The following is a 25172-nucleotide window of genomic DNA, read 5'->3' as shown; positions in this document are numbered from 1 at the left end:
TTAAATAGAGTTGTGTTGTTTAATAAATTGCAAAACTTCTTTGACATGACCTTCGACTTTGACACCTCGCCAAGCCTGAATCAATTTACCATCTGGATCAATTACAAATGTGCTTCGTTCAATGCCTCTTACCTGTTTACCATACATATTTTTCATTTTTATGACACCGAATAACTCGCACGCTTTTTCCTCTTCATCACTTAAAAGTTCGAAGGGAAATGTAAATTTTTCTTTAAAGTTTTCGTGAGACTTTAAGGTATCTCGAGAAATGCCAAATATCTCTGTATCAAGCGCCTGAAATTTTTTATAAGCATCTCTAAAGTCAACGCCTTGCGTGGTGCAGCCTGGAGTGGCATCTTTGGGGTAAAAATAAATAACGAGATAACGACCTTTGTAATCCGATAGATTAAATTGAAGATCACTGGTGCCAAGAAGTTTAAATGAGGGTACTTTTTTATTGATTTCCACGTCTCTATATTAAGCGATTTTTAATAAAAAAGTGACGGGATTTTAGAAAAATATTTAAACGTTTTAGGAACTTTCGTGAGAATAAAATTCTAGTTTTTAAAGCTTAAATAAGACTATCAAATAATTGAATATCCACCCATGTCTCTTTTTCTAAATGAGCGGTATCTTCATGAAGGAGGATAAAGCAATTAGCTTCACTCATAGATCTTAAGATTCCCGATCCTTGGTCTTTTAAAGGACTCACTTTGAATATACCTTGATTATCTTGCTCATAAATGCCCCTTTGAAACTCCGTTCGACCGGGAATCTTTTTAATAGGCCCTAGAAGCTTTGCTTTAATAAGTGGTATTTTAGGGATGGGTGTTTGGCCTGATAAAGTCAGAATAGCCTCTCTTACAAATTGATAAAAAGTGACCATAGTTGACACAGGATTCCCTGGAAGTCCAAAATAATGACACTTACCAATTTTCCCAAAAGCCAGAGGCCTTCCAGGCTTCATAGAAATTTTCCAAAATAAAATTTCGCCTATTTTTTTTAAAATGTCTTTCATGTAATCTGCTTCGCCCACAGAAACACCTCCAGTGGTAATGACGATATCAGCGATATTGCTCGCTTTGTTCAATGTATCCTCAATGACTTTTTTGTCATCAGGGATAATGCCAAGATCGAACATTTCTACATCAAGACGTTTTAATAGACCAATCAGGCTGTAGCGATTACTGTCATACACATGGCCAGGTAACAAGGGGTTACCGAGCGAAATGATTTCGTCACCCGTTGAAAAAAAAGCCACTTTAATTTTTCTGTAAACTCTAATCGAGTCGATACCTAATGAGGCAAATAGACCTAAATCACAGGGCTCTATGCGCCGACCATTTTGATGAACTATTTGTCCACTTTTAATATCTTCACCCATGTGTCGAATGTTTTGGTTTATTTGAGGTTTTGTTTTGAATGTAATAACACCTTCATTAAGTTCAACATGCTCTTGAGGAATCACAGCATTTAATCCAGAAGGAATTGTAGCGCCCGTCATAATGCGCACAGCTTCTTCTACATTGCCTTCCAAGACGTTCCCTGCAAAAAGTTTACCCGTGACTTTGAGCTTGAAGGGACCATTATCGGAAAGTAAATCTAGATTTATCGCATAACCATCCATTGCTGAATTGTCATGATTAGGTACATTCATTGTTGCGATAATAGGTTCAGCAAGAATACGATTAAGCGCATCTTTTATATGTATTGTTTCTTTTTGATCGATGGGATTTAAAAAATTAGCAATCCAAGCTTTGGCTTTTTCAACAGACATCGCATTAGGATCATAATCCCCCGCCATACTAGAGTCCGAAATTAAATCACTTAAATGTATATCTTTTTTCATGAATATGCTTTTTTCAATTCTTCTTGAGTGTTTACATTTAAAAATTGTGACTCATCGTTAAATGGCACAATTGAAAAAGGTAACTGACGAATCCAGTCTTCAATTTTTCGGCCCCCTTGATTGAAAAAAATCTGAAGATTGTTTAATGTTGATGAGTGACATAAAAGACAAGATGACTGCAAACCGTCACTCGTTTCCGGTACTGCAACTAAAGTTTTCTCGGATTCGACGGCTTTCATTAATATTGCAATGAGATTGCTTGGCAGGGAGGGCGTATCGCAAGGTACAAATTGTATCCAATCCGTTTTGATTGCTTGAAGGCTGGTTAAGATACCTAAAAGCGGACCCTCCTGGACATCTAATATGTCATCAATAAGTGGCAAATGAAATATTTCATAATCCTTTTGATTTCGATGTGTGTTGATGACGGTATATTTTGCCTGAATCTTCATGCGGTCAATGACATGAGCTATCAAGGGCTTACCTTCAAATAAAATAATCGCTTTATTTTGAACTTGCATCCGCTTTGATTGGCCACCCGCTAAAATGACTACAGTGGCTGAGTTATTCATTTGAATTTAACCTCCGGTATGCGACATAAATCGCACAACTGCAGGTTTTGTTGCATCAAGATTAAAGTTGTGTGCTTCTGGTTTGATCGCCATACTCTCTATAATGGCTTTTTGAATTGGCCAGTCTTCATTTGGATACTGACGTAAAAGAGGCATGAGCTCAATTTTTTCTTCCTGCCCTAAGCATAAAAATAATTCGCCCTTAGATGAAACTCTAACGCGATTACACGTGTCGCAAAAATTATGACTGTGCGGAGAAATAAAACCAATCTTAGAAGATTGATTTGCAATTTGCCAATATTTAGCAGGACCGCCAGAAGAAAAAGTGGTGGGGATTAAATTAAAATGAGCCTGTAATTTTTTTAAGACTTCATTATTACTGACAAAAGTATCTTTTCTTTTATGGTCAATGTCACCCAAAGGCATTTCTTCAATAAAAGAAATATCCATCTTTTTATGCAATGCAAAGTTAACTAAATCGATGGCTTCGTGATCATTAATCCCTTTCATTAAAACGGAATTAAGTTTGAGATTCGAAAAGCCTTCTTTGATGGCCTCATCAATACCGAGCAGTACTTTATTTAAGTCACCCGTGCGCGTGATTTTTTTGAAAAGAACGGGATCAAGACTATCAAGGCTAATATTAATACGTTTAACTTGCGACATTTTAAGCATATGCGCATGCTGCGCTAGCTGACTACCATTCGTTGTAATGACAATTTCTTTTAGAGGTTTAATAGTTGATATTTCATGAAAAAGCCACGAAATATTTTTTCTAACTAAAGGCTCACCACCCGTAATCCTTACTTTTGTGACACCAAGAGAAGCAAAAATTTTTATAATTCTTGCAGATTCTTCAAGAGAAAGAACTTCGTCACGAGGTAAAAATTGCATATCTTCGCTCATACAATAAACACAACGAAAATCGCATCGATCGGTAATAGATAATCGAAGATAATTAATCTTTCGATGAAATTGATCTGTTAATCCCATAAGCGGAGGGCTCTGCATTGTCAATTTAATTAAGCTAATTGAACTTCGACCAAGCAATCATGGGAAGTTGGTGAGTTTCCCATATCACCAAAAGCATTGGAGCTCACTGAATTGACGACACCATTATTTAGTTGTCTCCAATAGCCCAGTGTTGTAACTACGATTCCTTTATTAACATCGGTTGTTATCTTTGATACAGCTTCAAAAAATCCTCGATCGTTAAATACTTTAGCTCGATCGCCATTTTTAATGCCCCTTTCTTCTGCATCCAATGGGTGAATCATCACAAACTGCTCTCCTTGAGCCTTAAGCTTATTTTCGATATTGGCGTAACTCGAATTAATGAAGCCATGACTTTTTGGCGCCAAAATATTTAATGGATATTTTTTAGCTAAAGCTGGATTTGCGGATGCTGTTTCTTTGGACGGCACATAATCAGGCAGCTCAGGAATATCATCTCCTGGCTGAAAAGCTTCGTACATTTGCCTAAAAGGCCCAGCAACAAAATTCTTAGCCCCGACTATCCTAAATTCACATTTGCCAGATGGTGTTGGAAACTTTCCTTCCTTGTGAGGCGCTCGATTATCTTTTGTGCCCACATTGATTCTCGCATAACCATGTTTTTTTAAATAATCCAAATCAATGTCTTTACAGGCCGGAGAATTCCAGTCGATATAATGTTGAAGACATTCAGTATCTGACCATTTAAAACATTCTTCTTCAAAACCAAATCTTTTAGCAAGACGTCTGAAAATTTCATAATTTGGCACGGCTTCACCTGGGGATTCTATACATTTTGTATTGTAGGTGAGGTATAAATGACCCCAAGATAAAATGATATCTTCTTGTTCTGCCCCCATGGATGCTGGAAGCAGAATATCAGCATAGGCTGCAGTATCGGAAATAAAGTGCTCTGCGGAAACTAAAAATAGATCTTCGCGCTTCAAGCCCTCTAAGATTTTTTCGCTTTCCGTTGATTGAGTGACGGGATTTGTATTCCAGCACATCATTGACTTGATAGGCACTTTTAGTTTTTGTTCGCCCGTTAAAACACGGCCCAGCTGAAGGTTATTAACAACTTGTGTGCCTTCTGGAATTAAGTCAGGCCTGCAAATGACATCAAATCTATAAGGCTGCTCCCATACTGGGAATTGAAGGATGCCTCCACCTACGTGACGCCAAGCTCCAGTAAGTGCTGGAAGAGATGCAACGGCTCTAATTGCTTGACCGCCTCCCCAGCTTTTTTCAAGGGCTACACCAATTCTGATAGCTGATGGTTGGGTCGTTGCATATTCTCGGGCTAATTTTCGAATATCATTCGCTGAGACGCCCGTGATTTCTTCTGCCCACTCAGGACTTCTCTTTTTTGCCAGTTCTGCTAATTCTGGAAAGCCTACTGTATATTTGTCTACATAGTCTTGATCCACCAATCCTTCTTCAATAATCACATGCATCATTGCCATCGCTAAAGCACCGTCAGTGCCAGGCTTGGGACAAATATGCCAATCTGCTTCTTTAGCCGTTCTTGAAGCATAAGCATCAATGACAACAACCTTTGAGCCTTTTTTTTGCGCTTCTTTAACAATATGCCAATGGTGAATATTGGTGCTCACCGAATTACAAGCCCAAATAATAATAAATTTCGAATGAATAAAGCTCTCTGGATCGACCCCTGCAGTGGGGCCAAGGGTAAGCAGCCAAGCCGTGGCCGAACCCTCTCCGCAGAATGTTCTTTCAGTAACGGTTGCTCCTAATCGAGCAAAGAAAGAGTCTCCCCCGTTCATGCCATGCACCAAGCCTTGATTGCCTAAGTAGCTGTTTGGCATAATGGCTTCTGAACCAAATTCTTTAATAATGGATTGCCATTTATTAACTATGGTATCGAGCGCTTCGTCCCAGGAAATTCTTTGAAATTGTTTTGTTCCCTTTGGACCGATTCGCTTCATAGGATATAGAAGGCGGTCTGGATGGTAGTGGCGTTTTTCATAATCTTGAAGTTTCACACACAGCCCACCACGTGTCATTGGATGATCCGCATTGCCTTTAACGCCTATGAGTTTATTGTCTTCTACCTCATAAACCATTGAGCAAGTGTCAGGACAGTCATGAGGGCAGCCCCCATGAAAATATTTGCTTTCTTTTTGTGTTCCCATCTTTAAACACCCCTTCAATAATGAAATTACTTAAGTGAATATCATCCTGGTAATTTATAATACTATTTTATTTTGCTCTTGAGCCAAGCACTCAAGAAAAATCTGGAGATATCGTTGGAAGACCTTGTCTTAAATCCAAATGATCTTAAGATCATAAATCAGCATATTTTTGAGCACCAGTCTATGCCTGGCGCCTTATTGCCCCTTTTGCACGCTATCCAGGATGACTTAGGTTTTGTGCCAGAAATCGCCTATCCTTTAATCTCTAAAGGACTTAGTTTGTCAGTGGCAGAAGTCCATGGCGTTGTGACTTTTTACCATCATTTTAGATCCCATAAACCTGGCCGCCATATTCTTCAAGTGTGTCGCGCAGAATCTTGTCAGGCTTTGGGAAGTGAAGCGCTTGAGAATCATATTAAAAATAAACTCGGTGTCGAGTTTCATGAAACAACCGCTGATGGCGCTATTACTTTAGAGCCCATTTATTGTTTAGGCAATTGTGCATGCTCTCCTGCGGTGATGATCGATGAAGAAGTTTATGGCCGAGTAGACAGTAAAAAAATAGATCAACTTATTTCAGATTTAAAGCGTGCATCATGAGTATTAAAATTTTTGTATCGAAAGATTCCACCGCATTATCGCTTGGCGCAGATCAAGTTGCAGAAGCTATATTAAAAGAAGCGCAAGCCAGAAAACTAGACATTCAAATCGTACGAAATAGTTCGCGCGGATTGTTTTGGTTAGAAACATTGGTTGAAGTCGAAACAGTTCAAGGCCGTATAGGATTTGGTCCCATTAATCCAAGTGACGCGAAGTCATTATTTGATGCAGATTTTATTAATGGTGGTAAACATCATCTTGCATTAGGCCTGGTATCAGAAATCGATTGGTTAAAAAAACAAGAGCGCCTAACTTTTGCGCGCATGGGCATTACTGAGCCCACCAGTATTGATCAATACATTGAGCATGACGGATTTCAAGGCTTAAAGAATGCGCTAAATTTAAATCCACAAGCGATTGTTCAGACAGTGACAGATTCTGGTTTGCGAGGCCGAGGCGGCGCTGCTTTTCCTACAGGTATTAAATGGAAAACAGTTTTAGATACTAAAGCGATACAAAAATATATTGTATGTAATGCGGATGAAGGCGACTCAGGTACCTATTCAGATCGCATGATTATGGAAGGCGATCCTTTCGTGCTCATTGAAGGGATGATCATAGCCGGCCTTGCAGTCGGAGCTTCACAAGGCTATATCTATTTACGTTCTGAATACCCTCATGCGCTAAAAACTTTAAATCAAGCTATTGATATAGCCAAGGGCGCAGGCTACTTAGGCGACGATATTTTAAAATCTGGCAAAGCCTTTCATTTAGAAGTAAGGCGTGCGGCAGGTGCATATATATGTGGTGAAGAAACTTCACTTTTAGAAAGCTTAGAAGGCAAGAGAGGGTTGGTTAGATTTAAGCCGCCACTCCCTGCGATTGAAGGTTTATTTGGTAAACCGACCGTTGTGAATAATGTGATTTCGTTAGCTACTATCCCTATTATTTTGGCTAAAGGTGCTAAGTATTATCAAGACTTTGGTATGGGCAAATCCAGAGGCACACTTCCGATTCAGCTTGCCGGCAATTTAAAAAAGACGGGATTGATTGAAAAAGCATTCGGTATTACTTTAAGAGAGCTCCTTTACGATTTTGGTGGCGGCTCTTTGTCAGGCAAGCCAATTAAGGCCGTGCAAGTAGGGGGACCTTTGGGTGCTTATTTGCCTGAGTCTCAATTTGATACTCCGCTTGACTATGAAAAATTTTCTGAGATCTGGGCAGTATTAGGACATGGCGGCATTGTAGCGTTTGATGAGACAGTCAATATGGCAAAGATGGCGCGCTATGCATTTGATTTTTGTGCTATCGAATCATGCGGAAAATGTACACCTTGTCGGATAGGATCCACGCGCGGTGTCGAAGTGATCGATCACATCATCAATGGACAAGAAGTTAAAAAACATGTCGCATTAATCAGAGACCTCTCAGATACCATGTTAAATGGTTCTTTATGTGCACTGGGCGGTATGACGCCTTATCCAGTATTGAGTGCTTTAAATCATTTCCCTAAAGATTTTGGGGTTGATGCAAAAGAGCTCAAGGCATAGACTGATAGGGTAATTTGGTGATTTATTTAGAGATAAAATATGGATGATGTAAAAGATTTTGGAACACCCAAAAGAATTTCAGATAAGACTGTTAATTTAATAATTGACGGCGTGTCTGTGTCAGTGCCTGAGGGCACATCCGTCATGCATGCAGCATCTTTATCCGGTGTTACCGTTCCTAAATTATGTGCTACAGATAGTCTAGAGCCCTTTGGTTCATGCCGTCTTTGCTTAGTTGAAATTGAAGGTCGTCGAGGCTATCCAGCTTCATGCACAACACCTGTTGCTGAAGGCATTAAAGTACATACACAAACACCTAAGCTCGCTGATATTAGGCGCGGTGTGATGGAGCTCTATATTTCAGATCATCCTTTGGATTGTCTAACTTGCGCTACGAACGGTGATTGCGAATTACAAGACATGGCAGGCGCTGTTGGTCTTCGAGATGTGCGTTATGGCTACGAAGGTGAAAATCATTTAAAGAGCGTTAAAGACACTTCAAATCCTTATTTTACGTTTGATCCTTCAAAATGCATTGTTTGTTCAAGATGTGTCAGAGCATGTGAAGAAGTTCAAGGTACATTTGCACTGACTATTCAAGGCCGGGGTTTTGATTCCAAGGTATCAGCAGGTAATAAAGATTTTAAAGATTCAGAATGCGTTTCATGCGGCGCATGCGTGCAAGCATGCCCAACAGCAACCCTTATTGAAAATACAATTATTGAGGCAGGTGTTCCAGAACATAGTGTCACAACGACTTGTGCATATTGTGGCGTGGGCTGTTCATTTCATGCAGAAATGAAAGGTGAAGAAGTAGTTCGTATGACACCCAACAAAGATGGTGGTGCTAATCATGGACATTCCTGTGTTAAGGGAAGGTTTGCTTGGGGATATGCGACACATAAAGATCGCATCACTACACCGATGATTCGTAAAAGCATTCATGATCCTTGGGAAAAAGTGACATGGGATGTGGCTATTAATTATGCAGCGAGTGAAATTCAGCGCATTCAAAAAAAATATGGGCGTGATTCAGTAGGCGCTATTTCATCTTCACGATGTACGAACGAAGAAGTTTATGTAGTGCAAAAATTAGTCCGTGCAGCACTGGGTAATAATAATGTTGATACATGCGCACGCGTCTGTCATTCACCCACAGGCTATGGACTCAAGCAAACACTTGGCGAGTCTGCAGGGACGCAAAATTTTGACTCAGTCATGCATTCGGACGTGATCATGATCATTGGTGCTAACCCAACAGACGGCCATCCTGTATTCGCGTCACAAATGAAAAGACGTTTACGAGAAGGTGCGAAGCTTATCATTGTCGATCCTCGTGCTATTGATCTTGTTGATAACTCACCTCACATCAAAGCGGATTATCATTTAAAACTTAAACCTGGTTCCAATGTTGCTATCGTAAATGCATTAGCCCACGTGATTGTGACTGAAAAACTCATGGATGATTCTTTCATTAAAGCGCGTTGTGAAGATGACGCATTTAAATCATGGAAAGACTTTATTACCAAACCTGAAAATTCACCTGAAGCGATGAGCGCATTTACTGGCGTAGATGCTAAAGATGTAAGGGCCGCTGCAAAACTTTTTGCTAAAGGTGGTAATGCCGCGATTTATTATGGACTGGGTGTCACTGAACATAGTCAAGGCTCAACGATGGTTATGGGTATTGCTAATCTTGCTATGTTGACAGGCAACATCGGTCGAGAGGGTGTAGGGGTTAACCCTTTAAGAGGACAAAATAATGTTCAAGGCGCCTGCGACATGGGATCGTTTCCACATGAATTCCCAGGTTACCGACATGTATCTGACAAAGCGACTTTGGCTTTATTTGAAAAAGCATGGGACGTGAAATTACAAAATGAACCTGGCTTAAGAATTCCTAATATGTTAGATGTCGCTATCGACGGACAATTTAAAGCGCTCTATTGTGAAGGCGAAGACATCGCTCAATCAGATCCTAATACACAACATGTAACGCATGCATTGGAGTCGATGGAGTGCGTGATTGTGCAAGATTTATTTTTAAATGAAACCGCCATGTATGCGCATGTATTTTTGCCAGGCTCTTCATTCTTAGAAAAGAACGGCACATTTACAAATGCAGAAAGACGTATTTCTAGAGTGAGAAAAGTAATGCCTCCTAAAAATGGATACGAAGATTGGGAGATCACACAGATGCTTTCTAATGCCTTAGGTTACAAAATGGACTATAGCCATGCATCAGACATCATGGATGAGATTGCAAGACTCACACCAACATTTAGAGGTGTAAGTTATAAGAAGCTAGATGAATTAGGAAGTATTCAATGGCCTTGCAATGATGAACATCCTCTTGGCACACCGACAATGCATATTGATGAATTCGTGCGCGGCAAAGGTAAATTTATTATTACTGAATATGTGCCTACTTCAGAAAAAGTGACTCAGAAATACCCACTAATCCTAACGACGGGAAGAATACTTTCTCAGTACAATGTGGGTGCACAGACTAGAAGAACGAAGAATGTAGCGTGGCATGAAGAAGATTTAGTTGAGATTCACCCTCATGACGCTGAAGAAAGAGGTATTCAATCAGGTGATTGGGTTGGTATTGTGAGTCGATCAGGTGAGACTGTATTAAGGGCTCAAATTACAGAGCGAGTTCAACCTGGTGTGATTTATACCACATTCCATCATCCCGAATCAGGTGCTAATGTGATCACGACTGATAATTCAGATTGGGCAACAAACTGCCCTGAATTTAAAGTAACAGCTGTGCAGGTAAATAAAGTGACACAATTATCTGATTGGCAGAAGCAATACCAACATTTTAGTGAAGAACAAATTGAATTTGCAGGTAAATCTAAAGAATTAAAAATTCATTAAATTTAACAAGTGGCACAAGACCTTTTTATTGACACAGAACATAGTTTTAAGACTTATGAAGTTTTAAAAAGTAATTCAAAAACAGTTGAAAAAGATGACATTGCAGAAGAAGTGCCAATTGCATTTGTCTATAACGGCATATCACATGCAGTTATGTTAGCCTCCCCCTCAGACCTTGAAGATTTTGCTCTAGGATTTTCTTTTTCAGAAGGTATTATTGAAAATAAAAGCGATATTTATGGAATTGAAATTATTCATCAGCCGAAAGGTATTGAACTTCAAATTGAAATTGCATCAGCTCGTTTTCAATCATTAAAAGATAAACGTAGAAATCTTCTTGGCCGAACTGGTTGCGGTTTATGTGGGGCTGAAAACTTAGATCAAGCTTTAAGATTGCCAGAAAAAAAGATAGATATCACTTTTTCAATTAAAGAGACTGCGATTATAAAAGCACTCGAGGCACTTCATACAACGCAATCACTCCAAAAGAAAACAGGTGCTACACATGCATGCGCATGGGCAAATGAACAAGGAGAAATTCAGTTAGTCCGCGAAGATGTGGGTCGACATAATGCTTTGGATAAATTAATTGGTGCCCTTCAAAAAAAAGGCTTTAATGGCAAAGGTTTTGTAATTACTACAAGTCGAGCAAGTTATGAGATGGTTCAAAAAACAGTGATGCTAGGTGCATCAACGCTGATTGCAATATCAGCGCCCACGGGACTTGCAATTCGATCTGCGTTAAAATATGGACTATGTTTGATTGGCTTTGCAAGAGCCCCTCAATATGTGATTTATACTTTTACTGAAAGAGTTACAAAAAATTAATTATGAACATTGATCAACTTATCACGATGGCCAATCAAATCGGTTCTTTTTTTAAATCTTACCCAGATCAGGAAAAAGCGAAAGAAGAAATTGCAAATCATTTAACAAAATTCTGGGCGCCACCTATGCGCAATCAAATTAAAGAGCATGTTGCAAAAAATGCAGGAAAAGGTTTAGAAGTAATTGTGATTGATGCAATCCAAAAGCATCTTTGAGTATTTATTCTTTATAAAATAATTTGTAATTATTTTTATCGCCTGGTTGTTTTTCATTCCATACTAGTTTCCAATTTTCACTAATCGGTGGAAGATCTTTTTTGTGTAATTGGTAAATAAGTAAGTAATTGCAATTACTTCGATCACCTTCTCTGCTAGCCTTTATATTTAAATAATAATCAATCAAATCAATTTGTGCGTTATTAATGTTGTGAGTCGTGAGACAAGCTTTATCTTGCATCACTTTTCCCATGGATAAAAAAAGCGGACTAAAATCTTTCTTATGATTAATCCATGGAAGCCATAAAGCCATCAGGAGTGCCCAACTCACTGTGAGGCCAATAGACCAATTTGTCGTACATGAACGATTTGTAATTCTTGTTTTTACCAAAGAAAAAATCCAAACTAGCGTCAAAAGTATCGCAATGGTTAAAATAAAAATATTGAAATGTGATTCATTAGTTTGTGCTAAAAATTGCATACGCTCGTATGTTTTTTTTGGGAAGCCTGTGAGCATGGCATTCCATCCAAGCCAGATGAGAAAAATAATGGTCGAAAATAAAATGATGCCAAACCAGTTAAGTGCGCTTGCAGCACCTCTTCTTAAATTTTCAATACTACCCGCTGCAATTGTTGATAGTGGAATTAGAAACGGCATTAGGAAAGCTTGGTTCTTTGTTGCATAAGAAGAAGTAAGAATTAATGCAGATACAAAAAAGATAATTGGTAATTGAAATTTAGTTTGAGACCATATCTTGCTTCTGAATTTCCACAGGCCCCAGACTGCAAGAGGGAGCGCTGGCCAAGCAAACCAGGAAAGATTTTTGATATAAAAAATATAATTTTGTGTTTGAAATAATTGGAAATGATTAATCCATCTCATAAATATGTCGTGTTGATACCACCATAGAAGTACTGGCCATACTATTAGAAAGGGTAGACTCACAAGAAGACTTAAACTGAGAACTAGAGCATAACGACGTGTTCGCCATACTTGAAAAAGCATAGGTAAGAGAAGGCTTGAAAGTATAAGAATAAGAAGTGGCATGATCCCACCTGATAAGAAACTTATGCCTAAACCAAAGCCTAAAAGTAGGGCGGATCTAAAAGGGCGTCTTTTAGAAAGAGCCAAACCATAAAATGCCATGGTAAGACCTGTTAATGTGGCAATACCAGGCATAAGCGTATGCACATTAAATATGAGACCTACTGAACCTATAAAAATCAGAGCCGCTTGTCTTCCAAAGCCGGTACCCCATAACTCTCGATTCAACATACCTATCATTAAAATGGTAAGACCCATCCACAAGGCATTAATCATTCTGCTCGCGTCATGAAGTGATATTAAGGGTGTGAGAAGTTTGCCAAGGATGGCCCCTGTCCAATAGTAAAGGGGTGGATTGATAAGTATGTCTTCACTGGCAGCCATTGGCGCTAATATATGACCATTCAGTACCGCATGAATCGCACTGATACTTTGCGTCTCATAGCCTTTCCAGGGCGCATGACCAAAAAGTCCTGCAAATACCCAAATAATACATAAAACGACAAAGGAATGGATTTTGGCCCGCTCACCTAATCGGCTGCGAGGGGTAGCCATATTATCTTGCCAATCGTGCTCGAGTTGAAATCGCATATTTAAAAAAAAAGGCAGCCTATGCTGCCTTTTGATATAAGGATAATGTCTTACATGCCATATTTTTGTTTGAATTTCTCAACACGGCCTGCAGTATCTAAAATCTTTTGTTTACCTGTATAGAAAGGATGACATTGTGAGCAAACTTCAATGTTCATATCTTTTCCAACTGTTGATTGTGTTTTGAACTTATTACCACAGCTACATGTGATATTAATTTCAGCGTAATTTGGGTGTGTATCAGCTTTCATAATTTTTCCAACTTTAGTTCAATAGATCCGCATTATCAATGATTTAGGACCAAAAATCAATCAATTTTACGTCTTAACCCCTTCGCATACTGTCAAAGAAGTCGTTATTATTTTTAGTGGCTTTAATCTTGTCTAGCAAAAATTCCATCGCTTCCAAGTCATCCATAGGGTGGAGAAGTTTTCTAAGTACCCATATTTTTTGTAAATTATCTTTAGGGATAAGAAGTTCTTCCTTACGAGTACCTGATTTATTTACATTAATTGCTGGGTAGAGTCGTTTTTCAGCCATTTTACGATCAAGATGAATTTCCATATTACCGGTACCTTTGAATTCTTCGTAAATCACATCATCCATGCGTGAGCCTGTATCAATCAAAGCGGTTGCAAGGATTGTGAGCGAGCCACCTTCTTCAATATTACGGGCTGCCCCAAAGAAACGTTTTGGTTTTTGAAGCGCATTGGCATCGACACCGCCGGTAAGCACTTTACCGGATGAAGGGATGACTGTGTTGTAAGCTCTTGCCAATCGCGTAATGGAATCCAAGAGGATCACTACGTCTTTTTTGTGTTCAACAAGACGCTTCGCTTTTTCAAGAACCATTTCAGCTACTTGAACGTGACGTGTTGCAGGTTCGTCGAATGTTGACGCAACAACTTCACCTTTTACAGACCTCGTCATTTCAGTCACTTCTTCTGGCCTCTCATCAATTAGAAGCACAATTAAAGATACGTCAGGATGATTTGATGTGATGGCATGTGCGATATTTTGCATCATGACAGTCTTACCACTTTTAGGACTCGCTACAATCAAGCCACGTTGACCTTTACCAATCGGCGCAATCATATCAATCACGCGACTTGTAATATTTTCCTCACCGTTAATATCTCTTTCAAGCGTGAGAGGTATAGTTGGAAATAGGGGCGTTAAGTTTTCAAAAAGAATTTTATTTTTTGTATTTTCTGGCGCTTCATTGTTAACTTCATCTACTTTTACAAGTGCGAAGTAACGCTCTCCATCTTTAGGTGTTCTAATTTCACCTTGAATGGTGTCTCCTGTATGAAGATTGAAGCGACGGATTTGTGAAGGCGATACATAAATATCATCAGGACCTGCCAAGTAAGATGTGTCGGGTGATCTTAAGAATCCAAACCCATCTTGCAATACTTCTAAAGTGCCATCCCCGTAAATACTATCTCCCTTTTTTGCTTTGTTTTTTAGGATTGCAAAGATTAAATCTTGCTTTCTCATGCGACTCGCATTTTCGATTTCGTCCGTGATCGCCATTTCTACAAGTTGTGCAATGGGGAGGTGTTTTAATTCAGATAAATGCATGTTTGGGGGTTTCCGATTAGTCTTACGTTGGGGGGGGTTTTAAAGAGAGAGGTAAGCTTTAGATATTGCTATCGATAAATGTTGTTAATTGGGATTTTGATAAGGCGCCAACTTTAGTCGCTTCGACATTGCCATTTTTAAAAATCATTAAAGTAGGAATGCCTCTGATGCCAAACTTAGCTGGGGTTTGTGCATTTTCATCGATATTAAGTTTAGCAATTTTTAACTTACCATCGTAGTCTTTGCATATTTCATCAAGAATAGGTGCAATCATTTTGCAAGGACCACACCACTCTGCCCAGTAGTCAACTAGAACAGGAAGGGTAGATTGAAGCACTTCAGTTTCGAATGTTGCGTCTGACAAATGGATAATATTTTTGCTCATGATGACCTTTAATGGATTAATTCTGTAATTAAGCTAGCTAGCGTTACGGGCAATTTATTTTGGGATTTAGAACTAACTTGAATTTTTTGAAAAAACTTATGAAAAACATTATAACAACATCTTTAATTAAATCAAATGGCGCGTAAGGCCTGGCATAGAATAGTCTTAGGCTATTTAATAGTCTTTTATTTTCAAAGACTTAAGACAGAAATTTTTTGCTTAATTTTTTATATATTCAAAAAGCTTCACTACTTTTATAACTTTATTTGTATTTTTCGCAATCTCTTCAGCTTCTTTGGCCTCTTTTTCGTTCAAAAGACCCATAAGATAGACCACCTTATTTTCAGTTATGACTTTGACGTAAAAAGGTGAAACCTTATTTTCTTTGAAAAATCGGGCCTTCACACTGGATGTAATTAAAGTATCTTCCGCTCTTGCTGATAAAGAATTCACAGGCTCAATCGTGAGCTCATTCATCACCGATTTGACGTTAGCTAACGCTTTAATCTGAGCTGTAATGGTTGATTTAATTTCCTCGCTCGGCACCTGACCTAATACAAGTACATGTGCGTTATAGCTTGTGACATTTGTATGAATGTCACCTTGGAGTTTTTGAATGCCAGCAAAAGCCTTTAATTCAATATTAGAATCTTCAAGAATGACGCCTGGCGTTCTGCGATCAGCCATTGTATCCATACCTATAGCGCCTCCACCAATAATGGCAGCAGGGCATCCCAAGAGTTGCAACAAGACAAATGAAATAAAAAATAATTTGATATGTTTAAGCATGGTTTCCTCTAAAGTTTTATTAACTTAGCATTTATATGTGACAAAATGATTATATCTCTTTTAAAGAGGTCTTGAGTAAGCGACTTAAAAGAGCTTTTTAAGTGCTTTAAAAATAATTGGGCTGTTGATGATGAGTGGAATATTGTATGTAGTAGCGACACCTATAGGCAATTTAAATGACATTACTTATAGAGCGCTAGAAACTTTCAAATCAGTAGATCTCATTGCTTCAGAAGATACGAGACATACCCAAGGCCTTTTGTCTCATTTTTCCATTGAAAAAAAACAGTTTGCAGTTCATCAGCATAACGAAAAAGCTTCCGCACAAAAAATCATTGAATATTTAAGAGACGGTAAACATATTGCGTTGGTATCAGATGCAGGTACCCCAAATATCAGCGACCCTGGTGGCCTTATCGTCAAAGAGGTTGCAGCTGCTGGTTTTGAAGTTATTCCTATTCCAGGCGTTTCTGCAGTCACAGCGGCTTATTCAATTTCAGGGATGGAACATACAAGCTTTCATTTTTATGGATTTTTACCGACGTCGAGCAGCCAAAGAATTAAGACGTTTGAAAACCTTCAAACGCAAACATGCCCTATAATTTTTTATGAGGCACCGCACCGCATCATCAAAACCTTGAATGATATGGCTGATTTTTTTGGGGACAAACATCATATTGTGGTGGCGCGAGAACTCACCAAAACATTCGAAAGTATTTATCGAGGCGAAGTTTCAAAGGTTAGAGAGATTATTGAAAGCGATAGTAATTTTCAAAAAGGTGAGTTTGTGATTTTGGTATCCCCGATGCATCATGAAAAAAATGAATTACTGAGCGAAGATCAGCATAGAATATTGAAAATATTACTCAATCATATGCCGACGAATGCAGCTGTGAAATTAGGCGTAGAAATATTAAGTATCAACAAAAATTATTTATATGACGAAGCTTTAAAAATAAAAAAAGATGACTAAAACTTTAACGATTACTACTCCGGATGATTTTCATGTGCACTTAAGAGATGATGCACTTATGGCGTCCGTTGTGCCTTATACCGCGAAGCAATTTGCAAGGGCGCTCGTGATGCCGAATTTAAAACCGCCCATTACGACTGTAGATCAAGCGATTCAATATGAATCAAGAATTAAAAAGGCTTTAAAAAGTGATACCCACTTTCAGCCACTCATGACTTTATATCTCACAGATAACACTTCACCTGATGAAATTAAAAAAATTCCTGAGCATCAAAACATTGTAGGGATTAAATACTACCCAGCCGGTGCCACAACTAATTCAGATTCGGGTGTTAGAAACATTGATGATCGTTACGATATTTTTGAACTCATGGAAAAATTAGATGTAACACTTTTGCTTCATGGTGAGGTGGTCGATTCAGCAGTTGATATTTTTGATCGTGAAAAAGTATTCATTGATCAACATTTATCAAGGCTACATAAAACATTCCCCAATTTGAGAATTGTATTGGAACACATCACTACAAAAGATGCTGCCGACTTTATTTTAAGTACCTCTAAAAAACTGGCAGCTACGATCACACCACAACATCTTTTATTAAACAGAAATCATATGTTTATAGGCGGTATCAATCCGCATCATTATTGTCTTCCCGTTTTAAAAAGAGAGACACATCGTCAAGCACTTTTAAATGCAGTGTCATCAGGCAATGCCAAATTCTTTTTAGGTACCGACAGCGCACCTCACTTAAAATCAACAAAAGAAAATGCTTGTGGTTGCGCAGGTATTTTTTCTGCGGCAAGCGCTATTGAGCTTTATGCTGCAGTATTTGATGAGCTCAATGCGCTTGATAAATTAGAAGGTTTTGCAAGTTTCTACGGAGCTGATTTCTACGGACTAGAAAGAAATAAATCGTCAATTAATCTCGTTAAAGAAGACTGGCTTGTTCCTGAAAAAATTAATGTAGGTGATGAAGCTATTGTTCCGCTATATGCTGGAAGAAAAATTGCTTGGCGCTTAATTGATTAGATAAGTTTGATTATCCAATGAATTCTTCTTCAGTTAAATCCATTAACTTAGAACACTTGACATTTAAAGCTTTGGATATTTTAAATACAGTCTCAATGGAAGGTGTTTTCTTCCCATATTCGAGTTCAGATATATAAACCCTTGCGAGCTGAGCTTCAAGCGACAAACCTTCTTGTGTTAATTTTTTTTTTGAGTCTAATTTTTTTTAAAGCTCGACCGAAAGCTTTTGTTTTTGTTGACATGGGCTCAACCTTAAATGACTATCCCAGAACCGTCTTCCATCTTTAGTTTACAAAAATTTAAGAAGCCAAATGCTAGTAAGGGTTACATAGCTTTTTGTAAACTTTAAATAGCAAATATATAGCTTGCGTCCCACGTCAATTGAACACACCCGAAAGGGACGTTTTATAGGTGTGTTAAAATCCATGCGAAGCTGACTAGACAGTCGCTGCTTGTTAACTCAAGCAGAGGAAAGTCCGGGCTCCACAGAGCAGAGTGACGGCTAACGGCCGTACGTTGCGAAACGAGGAATAGGGCCACAGAGACGAGCGTATTTAGTTACGGTGAAACGCGGTAACCTCCACTCGGAGCAAAGTCAAATAGGGTAGTAATAGCACGGCTCGTGTTGCTACCGGGTAGACTGCTTGAGTGCATGAGTAATCATGTGCCTAGATGAATGACTGTCCACGACAGAACCCGGCTTATCGGTTGGCTTCAACTTTTTCTTAAAAATCCCTAGCTTTATTCTTCCAAACCCTTGTCATATATGAAAAAACCTTCAAAAAAGAGCTTGCAGAGCTCTTTTTTATTATCTATAGTGTCATTAGTGGAAAAAAGTGGTTTTTTGTGGGAAATTTCTAAGTAGAACTAAGGGTATTTAGTAATTTCCCACTTTTTTTGAATTAAATAATTAGGTCGGGAATTATGTTTAGAGGCGCTAATCTCTTGAATATTGATGCTAAAGGCAGAATTGCAATGCCGACAAAGCATAGAGAAGATTTGCTCGTCCAGTCTTCAGGTGACTTAGTCATTACAGCTCACCCCCATGGATGTTTATTGATTTACCCCCAGATTGCTTGGGAACCTATCCAGTCAAAGATCATGGCACTTTCAAGTTTTGATAAAAAATCGAGCGCGTTACAAAGATTGCTCGTAGGTTATGCAGAAGACATTTCATTAGATACAGCAGGCCGATTACTCCTCTCTCAAGTGTTAAGAGAATTTGCAAAGGTAGAGAGGCAAGCCATGTTAGTCGGACAGGGAAGTCATTTTGAGCTTTGGGATAAAGAAGCTTGGGATCTGCAAATACAAAATGCCACAGAACAAGAAGCTACAAGTATGCCAATTGAACTCGAGGGATTCTCACTTTAACGATGCAATTTAATTTAATGCCTCATGAATCAAGCACAACATAATTTTAATCATGAGCATATTACTGTCCTTTTAAGCGAAGCAGTTGAGCATTTAGTTTTAAAAAAAAATGGTGTTTATGTAGATTGCACCTTTGGGCGGGGCGGGCATAGCAAATTAATTCTAGAAAAGTTAAATCAAGAAGGAAGATTAATCGCGATTGATCGAGATAAATCTGCATATGAAGAAGGTTTGAAAATTAAAGATACGAGATTCGAAATTGTGCACGCACATTTTTCAGAAATCGATCAAGTTTTAGCCGCTAAAGGCATTTCAAAAGTAGATGGCGTATTACTTGATTTGGGTATTTCGTCACCACAAATTGATCAAGGCGATCGTGGTTTTAGTTTTAGATTCAATGCGCACCTGGATATGCGGATGGATCAAACAAAGGGCATAACAGCAGCTGAACTTTTAAAAAAGATCGAACAAAAAGAATTAGAAAAGATTTTAAAAGAATATGGCGAAGAGAAATTTGCGCGAAGAATTTCTACCGCAATCATTAAAGAGAGAGATGAAGTAGGTTCGATTGAAACAACGAAACAGCTTGCAAAAATTGTCGCAGACCATATGCCCAAAAAAGAAATTGGACAAGATCCTGCAACAAGAACATTCCAAGCATTAAGAATCTATGTAAATCGAGAGCTAGAAGAGTTAAAAGAAGCGCTGCCTAAAATTTTAGAGTTATTAAAAACCGACGGCATTATGGTAGTGATTAGTTTCCACTCGCTTGAAGACAGAATAGTGAAGCAATTTATTAACGATGAAAAAAATAGAGATACTTTACCCCCTAATTTTCCAATTAGAAATGATGAGTTACCAAAACCCCGATTGAATATTGTGACAAAACCTATAAGGCCAAGTGAAGCCGAGGTAAAACGTAATCCAAGAGCAAGAAGTGGAATTATGCGAGTTGCTGAAAGGACTGCGCATTAAATGACAAAAGTGAATTTTATTTTATTTTTTGTAATCCTACTTATGGCGCTTGCAAAAATAAACTCACAACATCAATCAAGAAAGCTTTATTTTGAACTTGATCAACAAAAAGAGATTGGCAAAAAGCTAAATTCTGAGTATAGCCAATTGCAACTTGAGCAGAGCACTTGGGCAATGCACGGAAGAATCGAAGAAGTTGCAAAAAAATCATTAAAAATGAAAACCCCCGAACCTAAAAAAATTATTTTATTGGAGCGGCCTTGAGTTTATTTATCAACAATAAAGTTGAGAAAACATTTTTTGAGCTCTCGGGTATTCGAAGAAGATTAATTTTGCTTTTATTCTTAGCTGGATTCCTAACGCTTATTTTTAGAGCATTCTATTTACAAAGTTTAGATAAAAAATTTTTACAGTCGAAAGGAAATGCTACGAGCACTCGAGTAATTTCTCTTTACGCAGATAGAGGAAAAATTACCGACAGGAATGGAGATATCTTAGCGATCAGTAGTCCGGTAGAGTCAGTTTGGGTAAATCCACCAAATGTCAAAATAACTAAAGATCAAAAATTAGAATTAGAAAATATTCTTAAGTTAAGTGCGAATGAGGTTGATCAAAAATTATTAAATAATAAAAAAGAATTTATATATCTCAAAAGACAAATCTCGCCTGAAGATGCAAGAAGATTACAAGCGTTGAAAATACCCGGAATCTTTTTTCAAAAAGAGTTTAAGAGGTTTTATCCGGCTGCTGACATCACTGCTAATTTAGTTGGGTTTACTAATCTCGATAATATAGGGCAAGAAGGCATTGAGCTTTCTCAAAATAAATTTCTTTCCGGTAAGCTCGGGAGTAAAAAAGTTATTAAAGACCGTGCTGGCAAGATTGTGGATGATCTCCAGGAAGTGAAACTGCCGCAAGATGGGCACGACATAAAGCTTTCAATAGATGCAAGAATTCAATATTTAACATATAGAGAATTAGCTAAATCAATCGAAATTCATAAAGCTAAAGCAGGCTCGGCTATAGTGCTAGATGCAAAAACGGGAGAGGTGCTAGCTATGGCTAATCTTCCTTCTTATAACCCTAATAATTTTAGGGAAGGTGGCGGCCCCACAAGAAATCGAGCAGTGACAGATGTGTTCGAGCCTGGGTCAACAATTAAACCATTCACAGTGTCTTCAGCGTTAGACGCTGGAATTCTTAATCCAAGTTCATTGGTAGAAATTTCATCAGGATTGATGAAAATTGGATCAGCCACAATACATGATGCTCATGCTGATGGTAGCAAACCTTTTATGACAGTTTCAGAAGTGATTGCAAAGTCTTCCAATGTAGGTGCAGCAAGAATTGGATTAATGCAAACACCCAAGAGTTTGTGGTCTACTTTAAATAAAGTAGGGTTTGGAATGCAAACTTCGGCAGGGTTTCCTGGGGAAGCCTCTGGAAGACTTCGTGATTATAAAAATTGGGGCAAAGTAGACCAGGCAACTATATCTTTCGGACATGGGATTAATTTAACACTTCTTCAATTGGCTCAATCTTATACAGTTTTTGCTAACGACGGGGAAATGAAGCCAGTTACATTATTCAAAAAAGATGAAATTCCTATGGGTACAAAAGTATTCACAAAGCAAACAGCGAGAACTATGGTAGAAATGATGGAACAAGTTGTGGAAGAGGGTACTGGAGGTAATGCAAAAATTATAGGATATAGAGTTGCAGGCAAGACAGGTACCGCTGAAAAAATTGGAGCAAATGGCGCTTATGAAAAGAATAAAAATATAGGGTCATTTGTAGGTCTAGCCCCAGTTTCAAATCCAAGAATTATTATGGCAGTGATGATAGATGAACCAAGCATTGGAAGTCATTACGGAGGAGCAGTAGCGGCTCCAGTTTTTAGCAGTGTAATGGCTGACGTCATGAAGATATTAAAGATTCCACAAGATATAAAAACTCAAAATAAAGTTTTACCGCAAGACAATAAAAACATTAAAGAAACGATATGAAGAGTGTGTTAAAAAAAATTGGACATCGCTTCTCTGATATATCAAACGATAGTAGGCATATAAAAAATAATTCTTTATTTTTAGCCTATCCTGGACTGCATAATGATGGAAGAACTTATATTGAAGCGGCTATTAAAAAAGGCGCGAAAATAATACTTTATGAAAAGAAAAATTTTGTATGGAAAAAAACATGGCATACAGAACATTATGCTGTATCAGAATTAAAAAATAAAGAAGGTGAAATTGCCCATACATTTTTTAAAAAGCCTTCGAAGCAAATACTCACTATAGGTATCACTGGCACAAACGGAAAAACATCTTGTGCGTACTGGACAGCTGAAATACAAAATCTCCTGGGCAAAAAAACAGGCGTCATAGGGACGCTGGGGTTTGGGTACAAAAAATTAAAATCACATACGTATACAACGCCTGATGCGATATCAAATCATCGTATTTTAAGACAATTTAAAAATCAAAAAATAAAGTCAGCTGTAATGGAAGTTTCATCTCACGCATTGTCTCAGGGGAGAGTGAATGGAATTCTTTTCGATATTGCAGTTTTTACCAATTTATCAAGGGACCATCTAGATTACCATCTTAACTTTCGGAATTATTTCAATGAAAAAAAGAAGTTATTTGAATTCCCATCTTTGAAAGTTGCAGTTATTAATATCGATGATTCTTATGGAAAAAAACTAAAAAATTTTCTTGTAAAGAATAAAACTAAAGTTTTAAGTTATGGAATAAAAAGTGGCGATATTAAAGCGACACACATTGAATATTCAAATTCGAGCACACGTTTCCAAATTGCATATAAAAAAGAAACATACAAAGTAGAAGCGCCTGTGGTAGGCGAGTTTAATGTATATAATTTACTAGCAGTAATTACTTCACTGATAGCATCTGGCAATTCAATAAAAAAAATTGTGAAACAAATAAGTTATATATCTCAGGTTCCAGGGAGAATGGAAAGACTAAGATCTAAAAATACCCCAAATATCTTTATTGATTATGCCCACACACCAGACGCTTTAAAAAAAGTACTGCAAACTCTTAAAAATCAAACTGACGGTAATCTTATCTGTGTATTTGGTTGCGGAGGAGATAGAGATGCCGGAAAAAGAAAAGATATGGCAGAGATAGCTTCTAACTTAGCTGATATTAATTTTATTACGTCAGACAATCCAAGGAATGAAAGTCCCGGAAAAATTATTAAAGAAATTAGCAAGCATATGAAAGGGTCCTATCGTATTGAATTTGATCGACATAAGGCAATAGAAAAAGCAATTATGAATGCTAAAAAAGATGACGTCGTCCTTATTGCTGGAAAGGGACATGAAACCTATCAAGAAATTAAAGGCATTAAGCATCCATTTAGTGATCAAACATGTGCAAGAAAAGCGCTCAAAGTTTACAAGGCGAGCTGAATGCGAATTACTTTAAATAAGATTAAAAAACTTGTTTCTGGCCGATATTATGGCGATACCGCTTTGCTTCATAAAACAATAAAAAACATTTCTATCAATAGTAATGATATTAAAAATAATGATTTATTTTTAGGTATTAAAGGCGAAAAATTTGACGGGGATAATTTTGCAGAAATTGCTATTAAAAAAGGCGCATTAGCTGCAATTGTATCGAAAGACGTTAAAAATTTAGAAAATAAAATAATCGTTAAAAATGGGCGAGAAGCTTTAGGCAAGATAGCTCAGTATTGGAAAGCCCAATCTAAAATACCTCTTGTTGCTATCACAGGAAGTAATGGTAAAACCACCACTAAAGAAATGATTGGAAGTATTATTTCTTGCTATGTTGGTAGTAAATTAAAAGTCCTGATGAGCAAAGGAAATTTCAATAATGATATAGGACTTCCACTTTCCTTACTAAATATTAAAAAAACTCAAAAATTTGCTGTAGTTGAGATGGGTATGAATCATAAGGGCGAGATTAAATATTTAAGTGAAATTGCAAAACCTGATGTCGCAGTAATAACAAATATAGGAGAGGCTCATATTGAATTTTTTGGTTCAAAAGCAGGTATTGCAAAAGCAAAATCAGAAATATTTTCAGGGCTCAAAAAGAATGGCATTGCAGTTATAAATAGAGAAGATGAATTTTATAGCGTACTAAAGACTGCTGCTCTTCGTAAAAAAGTTATGACATTTGGACTAACTTCAAAATCCGATGTATATGTCAAGAAAACGGTTCAAGGCATTTCTCAAATTAAAACACCAAAAGGAATCGTGGAAATTAAAGTCAAATTAAAGGGCGAGCATAATTTAAAAAATGCATTAGCAGCCATTGCCGCTTCTATTGCACTAAAAATTCCCTTAAAGGCTATTAAGCGAGGTATTGAATCTATCAAGTCAGTACATGGAAGATTGGAACTCAAAAAAGGACTTCGTGGCTGTATCTTGATTGATGATACCTACAATGCGAATCCTGCCTCAATGCGAGCTGCAATTGATGTTCTTGCAAATCAAGACTGTGAAAAAATATTAATTATTGGTGATATGGGCGAGTTAGGAAAAAAAGAAGTTGAGTACCATAAATCAATAGGGGCTTATATCAAAAAAAATAAAATATTAGAAGTAGTTGGAACAGGAAAATTGACGAAACACGTTATAGACCATTGTAAAGGGAATGCAAAATGGTTTGAGGATAAAAAAGCACTTATAAATTACATCAAAACCAAGATAAAAAAGAATTCATGTGTGCTTGTTAAAGGCTCTAGATTCATGAAAATGGAAGAGGTTGTAGATGCACTTACTTAAAAT

Annotated in this window: 24 protein-coding genes and 1 other RNA gene; 14 read left to right on the top strand and 11 right to left on the bottom strand. The window is 37.7% G+C overall.

The genetic code is table 11. The features are described 5' to 3' along the window. The 5 genes from FIT79_RS05585 to FIT79_RS05565 all read right to left on the bottom strand — a co-directional run bounded on the left by FIT79_RS05585 (nucleotide 1) and on the right by FIT79_RS05565 (nucleotide 5567). Nucleotides 1-468, bottom strand: a complete 468-nt coding sequence (locus FIT79_RS05585; protein WP_028818053.1) for a peroxiredoxin — start codon at nucleotides 466-468, stop codon at nucleotides 1-3. A gap of 103 nt (nucleotides 469-571) precedes the next feature. Next, nucleotides 572-1849 carry a molybdopterin molybdotransferase MoeA gene (gene moeA / locus FIT79_RS05580; protein ID WP_139875902.1) on the bottom strand — a complete coding sequence of 426 codons (1278 nt, stop codon included), beginning with the start codon at nucleotides 1847-1849 and terminating at the stop codon, nucleotides 572-574. After that, nucleotides 1846-2421: a molybdenum cofactor guanylyltransferase MobA gene (gene mobA, locus FIT79_RS05575; protein ID WP_139868386.1), complete on the bottom strand. Its 576-nt coding sequence runs from the start codon at nucleotides 2419-2421 to the stop codon at nucleotides 1846-1848. The genes moeA and mobA overlap by 4 nt, the downstream gene beginning before the upstream one ends. Before the next feature lie 6 nt (nucleotides 2422-2427). After that, entirely contained in the window at nucleotides 2428-3432 is a 1005-nt protein-coding gene (moaA, locus tag FIT79_RS05570) for a GTP 3',8-cyclase MoaA (protein WP_139868384.1), read from the bottom strand. Nucleotides 3433-3443: 11 nt separating this feature from the next. Continuing rightward, on the bottom strand, nucleotides 3444-5567 hold the full coding sequence (locus FIT79_RS05565) for a molybdopterin-containing oxidoreductase family protein (RefSeq protein WP_139868382.1): 2124 nt from the start codon (nucleotides 5565-5567) through the stop codon (nucleotides 3444-3446). Nucleotides 5568-5750: 183 nt separating this feature from the next. On the opposite strand from FIT79_RS05565, the gene FIT79_RS05560 reads away from it, so the two are divergent. The 5 genes from FIT79_RS05560 to FIT79_RS05540 are packed head-to-tail and all read left to right on the top strand — an operon-like array spanning nucleotide 5751 to nucleotide 11646. After that, complete coding sequence (locus FIT79_RS05560) at nucleotides 5751-6167, top strand: formate dehydrogenase subunit gamma (protein ID WP_420886682.1); 417 nt, start codon at nucleotides 5751-5753, stop codon at nucleotides 6165-6167. Continuing rightward, nucleotides 6164-7717, top strand: a complete 1554-nt coding sequence (locus FIT79_RS05555) for a formate dehydrogenase beta subunit (RefSeq protein WP_139875901.1) — start codon at nucleotides 6164-6166, stop codon at nucleotides 7715-7717. Before FIT79_RS05560 ends, FIT79_RS05555 begins: the two co-directional genes overlap by 4 nt. A gap of 39 nt (nucleotides 7718-7756) precedes the next feature. After that, nucleotides 7757-10603: a formate dehydrogenase subunit alpha gene (gene fdhF / locus FIT79_RS05550; RefSeq protein ID WP_139875900.1), complete on the top strand. Its 2847-nt coding sequence runs from the start codon at nucleotides 7757-7759 to the stop codon at nucleotides 10601-10603. A 9-nt stretch (nucleotides 10604-10612) separates the two neighbouring features. Continuing rightward, nucleotides 10613-11431 (top strand): formate dehydrogenase accessory sulfurtransferase FdhD, encoded by an 819-nt coding sequence (fdhD, locus tag FIT79_RS05545; protein ID WP_139875899.1) that lies wholly within the window; start codon nucleotides 10613-10615, stop codon nucleotides 11429-11431. A gap of 2 nt (nucleotides 11432-11433) precedes the next feature. Next, nucleotides 11434-11646: a formate dehydrogenase subunit delta gene (locus FIT79_RS05540; RefSeq protein WP_139875898.1), complete on the top strand. Its 213-nt coding sequence runs from the start codon at nucleotides 11434-11436 to the stop codon at nucleotides 11644-11646. A gap of 4 nt (nucleotides 11647-11650) precedes the next feature. Here FIT79_RS05540 and FIT79_RS05535 read toward each other — a convergent pair whose 3' ends face one another. The 5 genes from FIT79_RS05535 to FIT79_RS05515 form a co-directional block, all read right to left on the bottom strand. Continuing rightward, nucleotides 11651-13282, bottom strand: a complete 1632-nt coding sequence (locus FIT79_RS05535; protein WP_139875897.1) for an ArnT family glycosyltransferase — start codon at nucleotides 13280-13282, stop codon at nucleotides 11651-11653. 50 nt (nucleotides 13283-13332) lie between these two features. After that, nucleotides 13333-13533 carry a 50S ribosomal protein L31 gene (gene rpmE, locus FIT79_RS05530; protein ID WP_139868368.1) on the bottom strand — a complete coding sequence of 67 codons (201 nt, stop codon included), beginning with the start codon at nucleotides 13531-13533 and terminating at the stop codon, nucleotides 13333-13335. Between the two features lie 73 nt (nucleotides 13534-13606). Continuing rightward, on the bottom strand, nucleotides 13607-14866 hold the full coding sequence (gene rho / locus FIT79_RS05525; RefSeq protein WP_139868366.1) for a transcription termination factor Rho: 1260 nt from the start codon (nucleotides 14864-14866) through the stop codon (nucleotides 13607-13609). A gap of 58 nt (nucleotides 14867-14924) precedes the next feature. Next, nucleotides 14925-15251, bottom strand: a complete 327-nt coding sequence (gene trxA / locus FIT79_RS05520; RefSeq protein ID WP_139872026.1) for a thioredoxin TrxA — start codon at nucleotides 15249-15251, stop codon at nucleotides 14925-14927. 219 nt (nucleotides 15252-15470) lie between these two features. After that, nucleotides 15471-16040, bottom strand: coding sequence for a BON domain-containing protein (locus FIT79_RS05515; protein ID WP_139872024.1), 570 nt, complete (start codon nucleotides 16038-16040; stop codon nucleotides 15471-15473). Between the two features lie 127 nt (nucleotides 16041-16167). On the opposite strand from FIT79_RS05515, the gene rsmI reads away from it, so the two are divergent. Both rsmI and pyrC read left to right on the top strand, forming a co-directional pair. Further along, on the top strand, nucleotides 16168-17013 hold the full coding sequence (gene rsmI / locus FIT79_RS05510) for a 16S rRNA (cytidine(1402)-2'-O)-methyltransferase (RefSeq protein ID WP_139875896.1): 846 nt from the start codon (nucleotides 16168-16170) through the stop codon (nucleotides 17011-17013). Beyond that, entirely contained in the window at nucleotides 17006-18043 is a 1038-nt protein-coding gene (pyrC, locus tag FIT79_RS05505; RefSeq protein WP_139875895.1) for a dihydroorotase, read from the top strand. Before rsmI ends, pyrC begins: the two co-directional genes overlap by 8 nt. 10 nt (nucleotides 18044-18053) lie before the next feature. On the opposite strand, the gene FIT79_RS06785 is transcribed toward pyrC, so the two are convergent. Next, nucleotides 18054-18209 (bottom strand): helix-turn-helix domain-containing protein, encoded by a 156-nt coding sequence (locus FIT79_RS06785; RefSeq protein ID WP_223259626.1) that lies wholly within the window; start codon nucleotides 18207-18209, stop codon nucleotides 18054-18056. A gap of 263 nt (nucleotides 18210-18472) precedes the next feature. Here FIT79_RS06785 and rnpB point away from each other — a divergent pair. The 7 genes from rnpB (at nucleotide 18473) to FIT79_RS05465 (ending at nucleotide 25169) form a co-directional block, all read left to right on the top strand. Beyond that, an RNA gene (gene rnpB / locus FIT79_RS05495) (RNase P RNA component class A) lies at nucleotides 18473-18763 on the top strand. A gap of 204 nt (nucleotides 18764-18967) precedes the next feature. Then, a complete protein-coding gene (gene mraZ / locus FIT79_RS05490; protein WP_139875894.1) occupies nucleotides 18968-19414 on the top strand; it encodes a division/cell wall cluster transcriptional repressor MraZ in 447 nt (148 codons plus the stop codon). A gap of 24 nt (nucleotides 19415-19438) precedes the next feature. Beyond that, on the top strand, nucleotides 19439-20389 hold the full coding sequence (gene rsmH, locus FIT79_RS05485) for a 16S rRNA (cytosine(1402)-N(4))-methyltransferase RsmH (protein WP_139872018.1): 951 nt from the start codon (nucleotides 19439-19441) through the stop codon (nucleotides 20387-20389). Beyond that, on the top strand, nucleotides 20390-20653 hold the full coding sequence (gene ftsL / locus FIT79_RS05480; protein ID WP_139868350.1) for a cell division protein FtsL: 264 nt from the start codon (nucleotides 20390-20392) through the stop codon (nucleotides 20651-20653). It abuts the gene before it with no gap. After that, nucleotides 20650-22395: a peptidoglycan D,D-transpeptidase FtsI family protein gene (locus tag FIT79_RS05475; protein ID WP_223259388.1), complete on the top strand. Its 1746-nt coding sequence runs from the start codon at nucleotides 20650-20652 to the stop codon at nucleotides 22393-22395. The genes ftsL and FIT79_RS05475 overlap by 4 nt, the downstream gene beginning before the upstream one ends. Beyond that, nucleotides 22392-23822 (top strand): UDP-N-acetylmuramoyl-L-alanyl-D-glutamate--2,6-diaminopimelate ligase, encoded by a 1431-nt coding sequence (locus FIT79_RS05470; protein ID WP_139875893.1) that lies wholly within the window; start codon nucleotides 22392-22394, stop codon nucleotides 23820-23822. Before FIT79_RS05475 ends, FIT79_RS05470 begins: the two co-directional genes overlap by 4 nt. Then, nucleotides 23823-25169, top strand: a complete 1347-nt coding sequence (locus FIT79_RS05465; RefSeq protein ID WP_139875892.1) for a UDP-N-acetylmuramoyl-tripeptide--D-alanyl-D-alanine ligase — start codon at nucleotides 23823-23825, stop codon at nucleotides 25167-25169. Nucleotides 25170-25172 lie beyond the last annotated feature (3 nt).

The organism is Candidatus Methylopumilus universalis (assembly GCF_006365315.1).
Classification (GTDB): Bacteria; Pseudomonadota; Gammaproteobacteria; order Burkholderiales; family Methylophilaceae; genus Methylopumilus; species Methylopumilus universalis.
The sequence above is the reverse complement of the archived record's forward strand: the minus strand, read 5'-3'. Positions and strand labels throughout refer to the sequence as shown.

What these genes read in the sequence shown, in the direction of transcription:
- moeA (WP_139875902.1), bottom strand. Translation starts at nt 1,849, where the DNA reads ATGAAAAAAGATATACATTTAAGTGATTTAATTTCGGACTCTAGTATG.
- rho (WP_139868366.1), bottom strand. Translation starts at nt 14,866, where the DNA reads ATGCATTTATCTGAATTAAAACACCTCCCCATTGCACAACTTGTAGAA.
- rsmI (WP_139875896.1), top strand. Translation starts at nt 16,168, where the DNA reads ATGATGAGTGGAATATTGTATGTAGTAGCGACACCTATAGGCAATTTA.
- FIT79_RS05565 (WP_139868382.1), bottom strand. Translation starts at nt 5,567, where the DNA reads ATGGGAACACAAAAAGAAAGCAAATATTTTCATGGGGGCTGCCCTCAT.
- FIT79_RS05515 (WP_139872024.1), bottom strand. Translation starts at nt 16,040, where the DNA reads ATGCTTAAACATATCAAATTATTTTTTATTTCATTTGTCTTGTTGCAA.
- FIT79_RS05540 (WP_139875898.1), top strand. Translation starts at nt 11,434, where the DNA reads ATGAACATTGATCAACTTATCACGATGGCCAATCAAATCGGTTCTTTT.
- ftsL (WP_139868350.1), top strand. Translation starts at nt 20,390, where the DNA reads ATGACAAAAGTGAATTTTATTTTATTTTTTGTAATCCTACTTATGGCG.
- rsmH (WP_139872018.1), top strand. Translation starts at nt 19,439, where the DNA reads ATGAATCAAGCACAACATAATTTTAATCATGAGCATATTACTGTCCTT.
- fdhF (WP_139875900.1), top strand. Translation starts at nt 7,757, where the DNA reads ATGGATGATGTAAAAGATTTTGGAACACCCAAAAGAATTTCAGATAAG.
- FIT79_RS05555 (WP_139875901.1), top strand. Translation starts at nt 6,164, where the DNA reads ATGAGTATTAAAATTTTTGTATCGAAAGATTCCACCGCATTATCGCTT.
- FIT79_RS05560 (WP_420886682.1), top strand. Translation starts at nt 5,751, where the DNA reads ATGCCTGGCGCCTTATTGCCCCTTTTGCACGCTATCCAGGATGACTTA.
- mobA (WP_139868386.1), bottom strand. Translation starts at nt 2,421, where the DNA reads ATGAATAACTCAGCCACTGTAGTCATTTTAGCGGGTGGCCAATCAAAG.
- trxA (WP_139872026.1), bottom strand. Translation starts at nt 15,251, where the DNA reads ATGAGCAAAAATATTATCCATTTGTCAGACGCAACATTCGAAACTGAA.
- rpmE (WP_139868368.1), bottom strand. Translation starts at nt 13,533, where the DNA reads ATGAAAGCTGATACACACCCAAATTACGCTGAAATTAATATCACATGT.
- moaA (WP_139868384.1), bottom strand. Translation starts at nt 3,432, where the DNA reads ATGCAGAGCCCTCCGCTTATGGGATTAACAGATCAATTTCATCGAAAG.
- FIT79_RS05535 (WP_139875897.1), bottom strand. Translation starts at nt 13,282, where the DNA reads ATGCGATTTCAACTCGAGCACGATTGGCAAGATAATATGGCTACCCCT.
- pyrC (WP_139875895.1), top strand. Translation starts at nt 17,006, where the DNA reads ATGACTAAAACTTTAACGATTACTACTCCGGATGATTTTCATGTGCAC.
- mraZ (WP_139875894.1), top strand. Translation starts at nt 18,968, where the DNA reads ATGTTTAGAGGCGCTAATCTCTTGAATATTGATGCTAAAGGCAGAATT.
- FIT79_RS05465 (WP_139875892.1), top strand. Translation starts at nt 23,823, where the DNA reads ATGCGAATTACTTTAAATAAGATTAAAAAACTTGTTTCTGGCCGATAT.
- FIT79_RS05470 (WP_139875893.1), top strand. Translation starts at nt 22,392, where the DNA reads ATGAAGAGTGTGTTAAAAAAAATTGGACATCGCTTCTCTGATATATCA.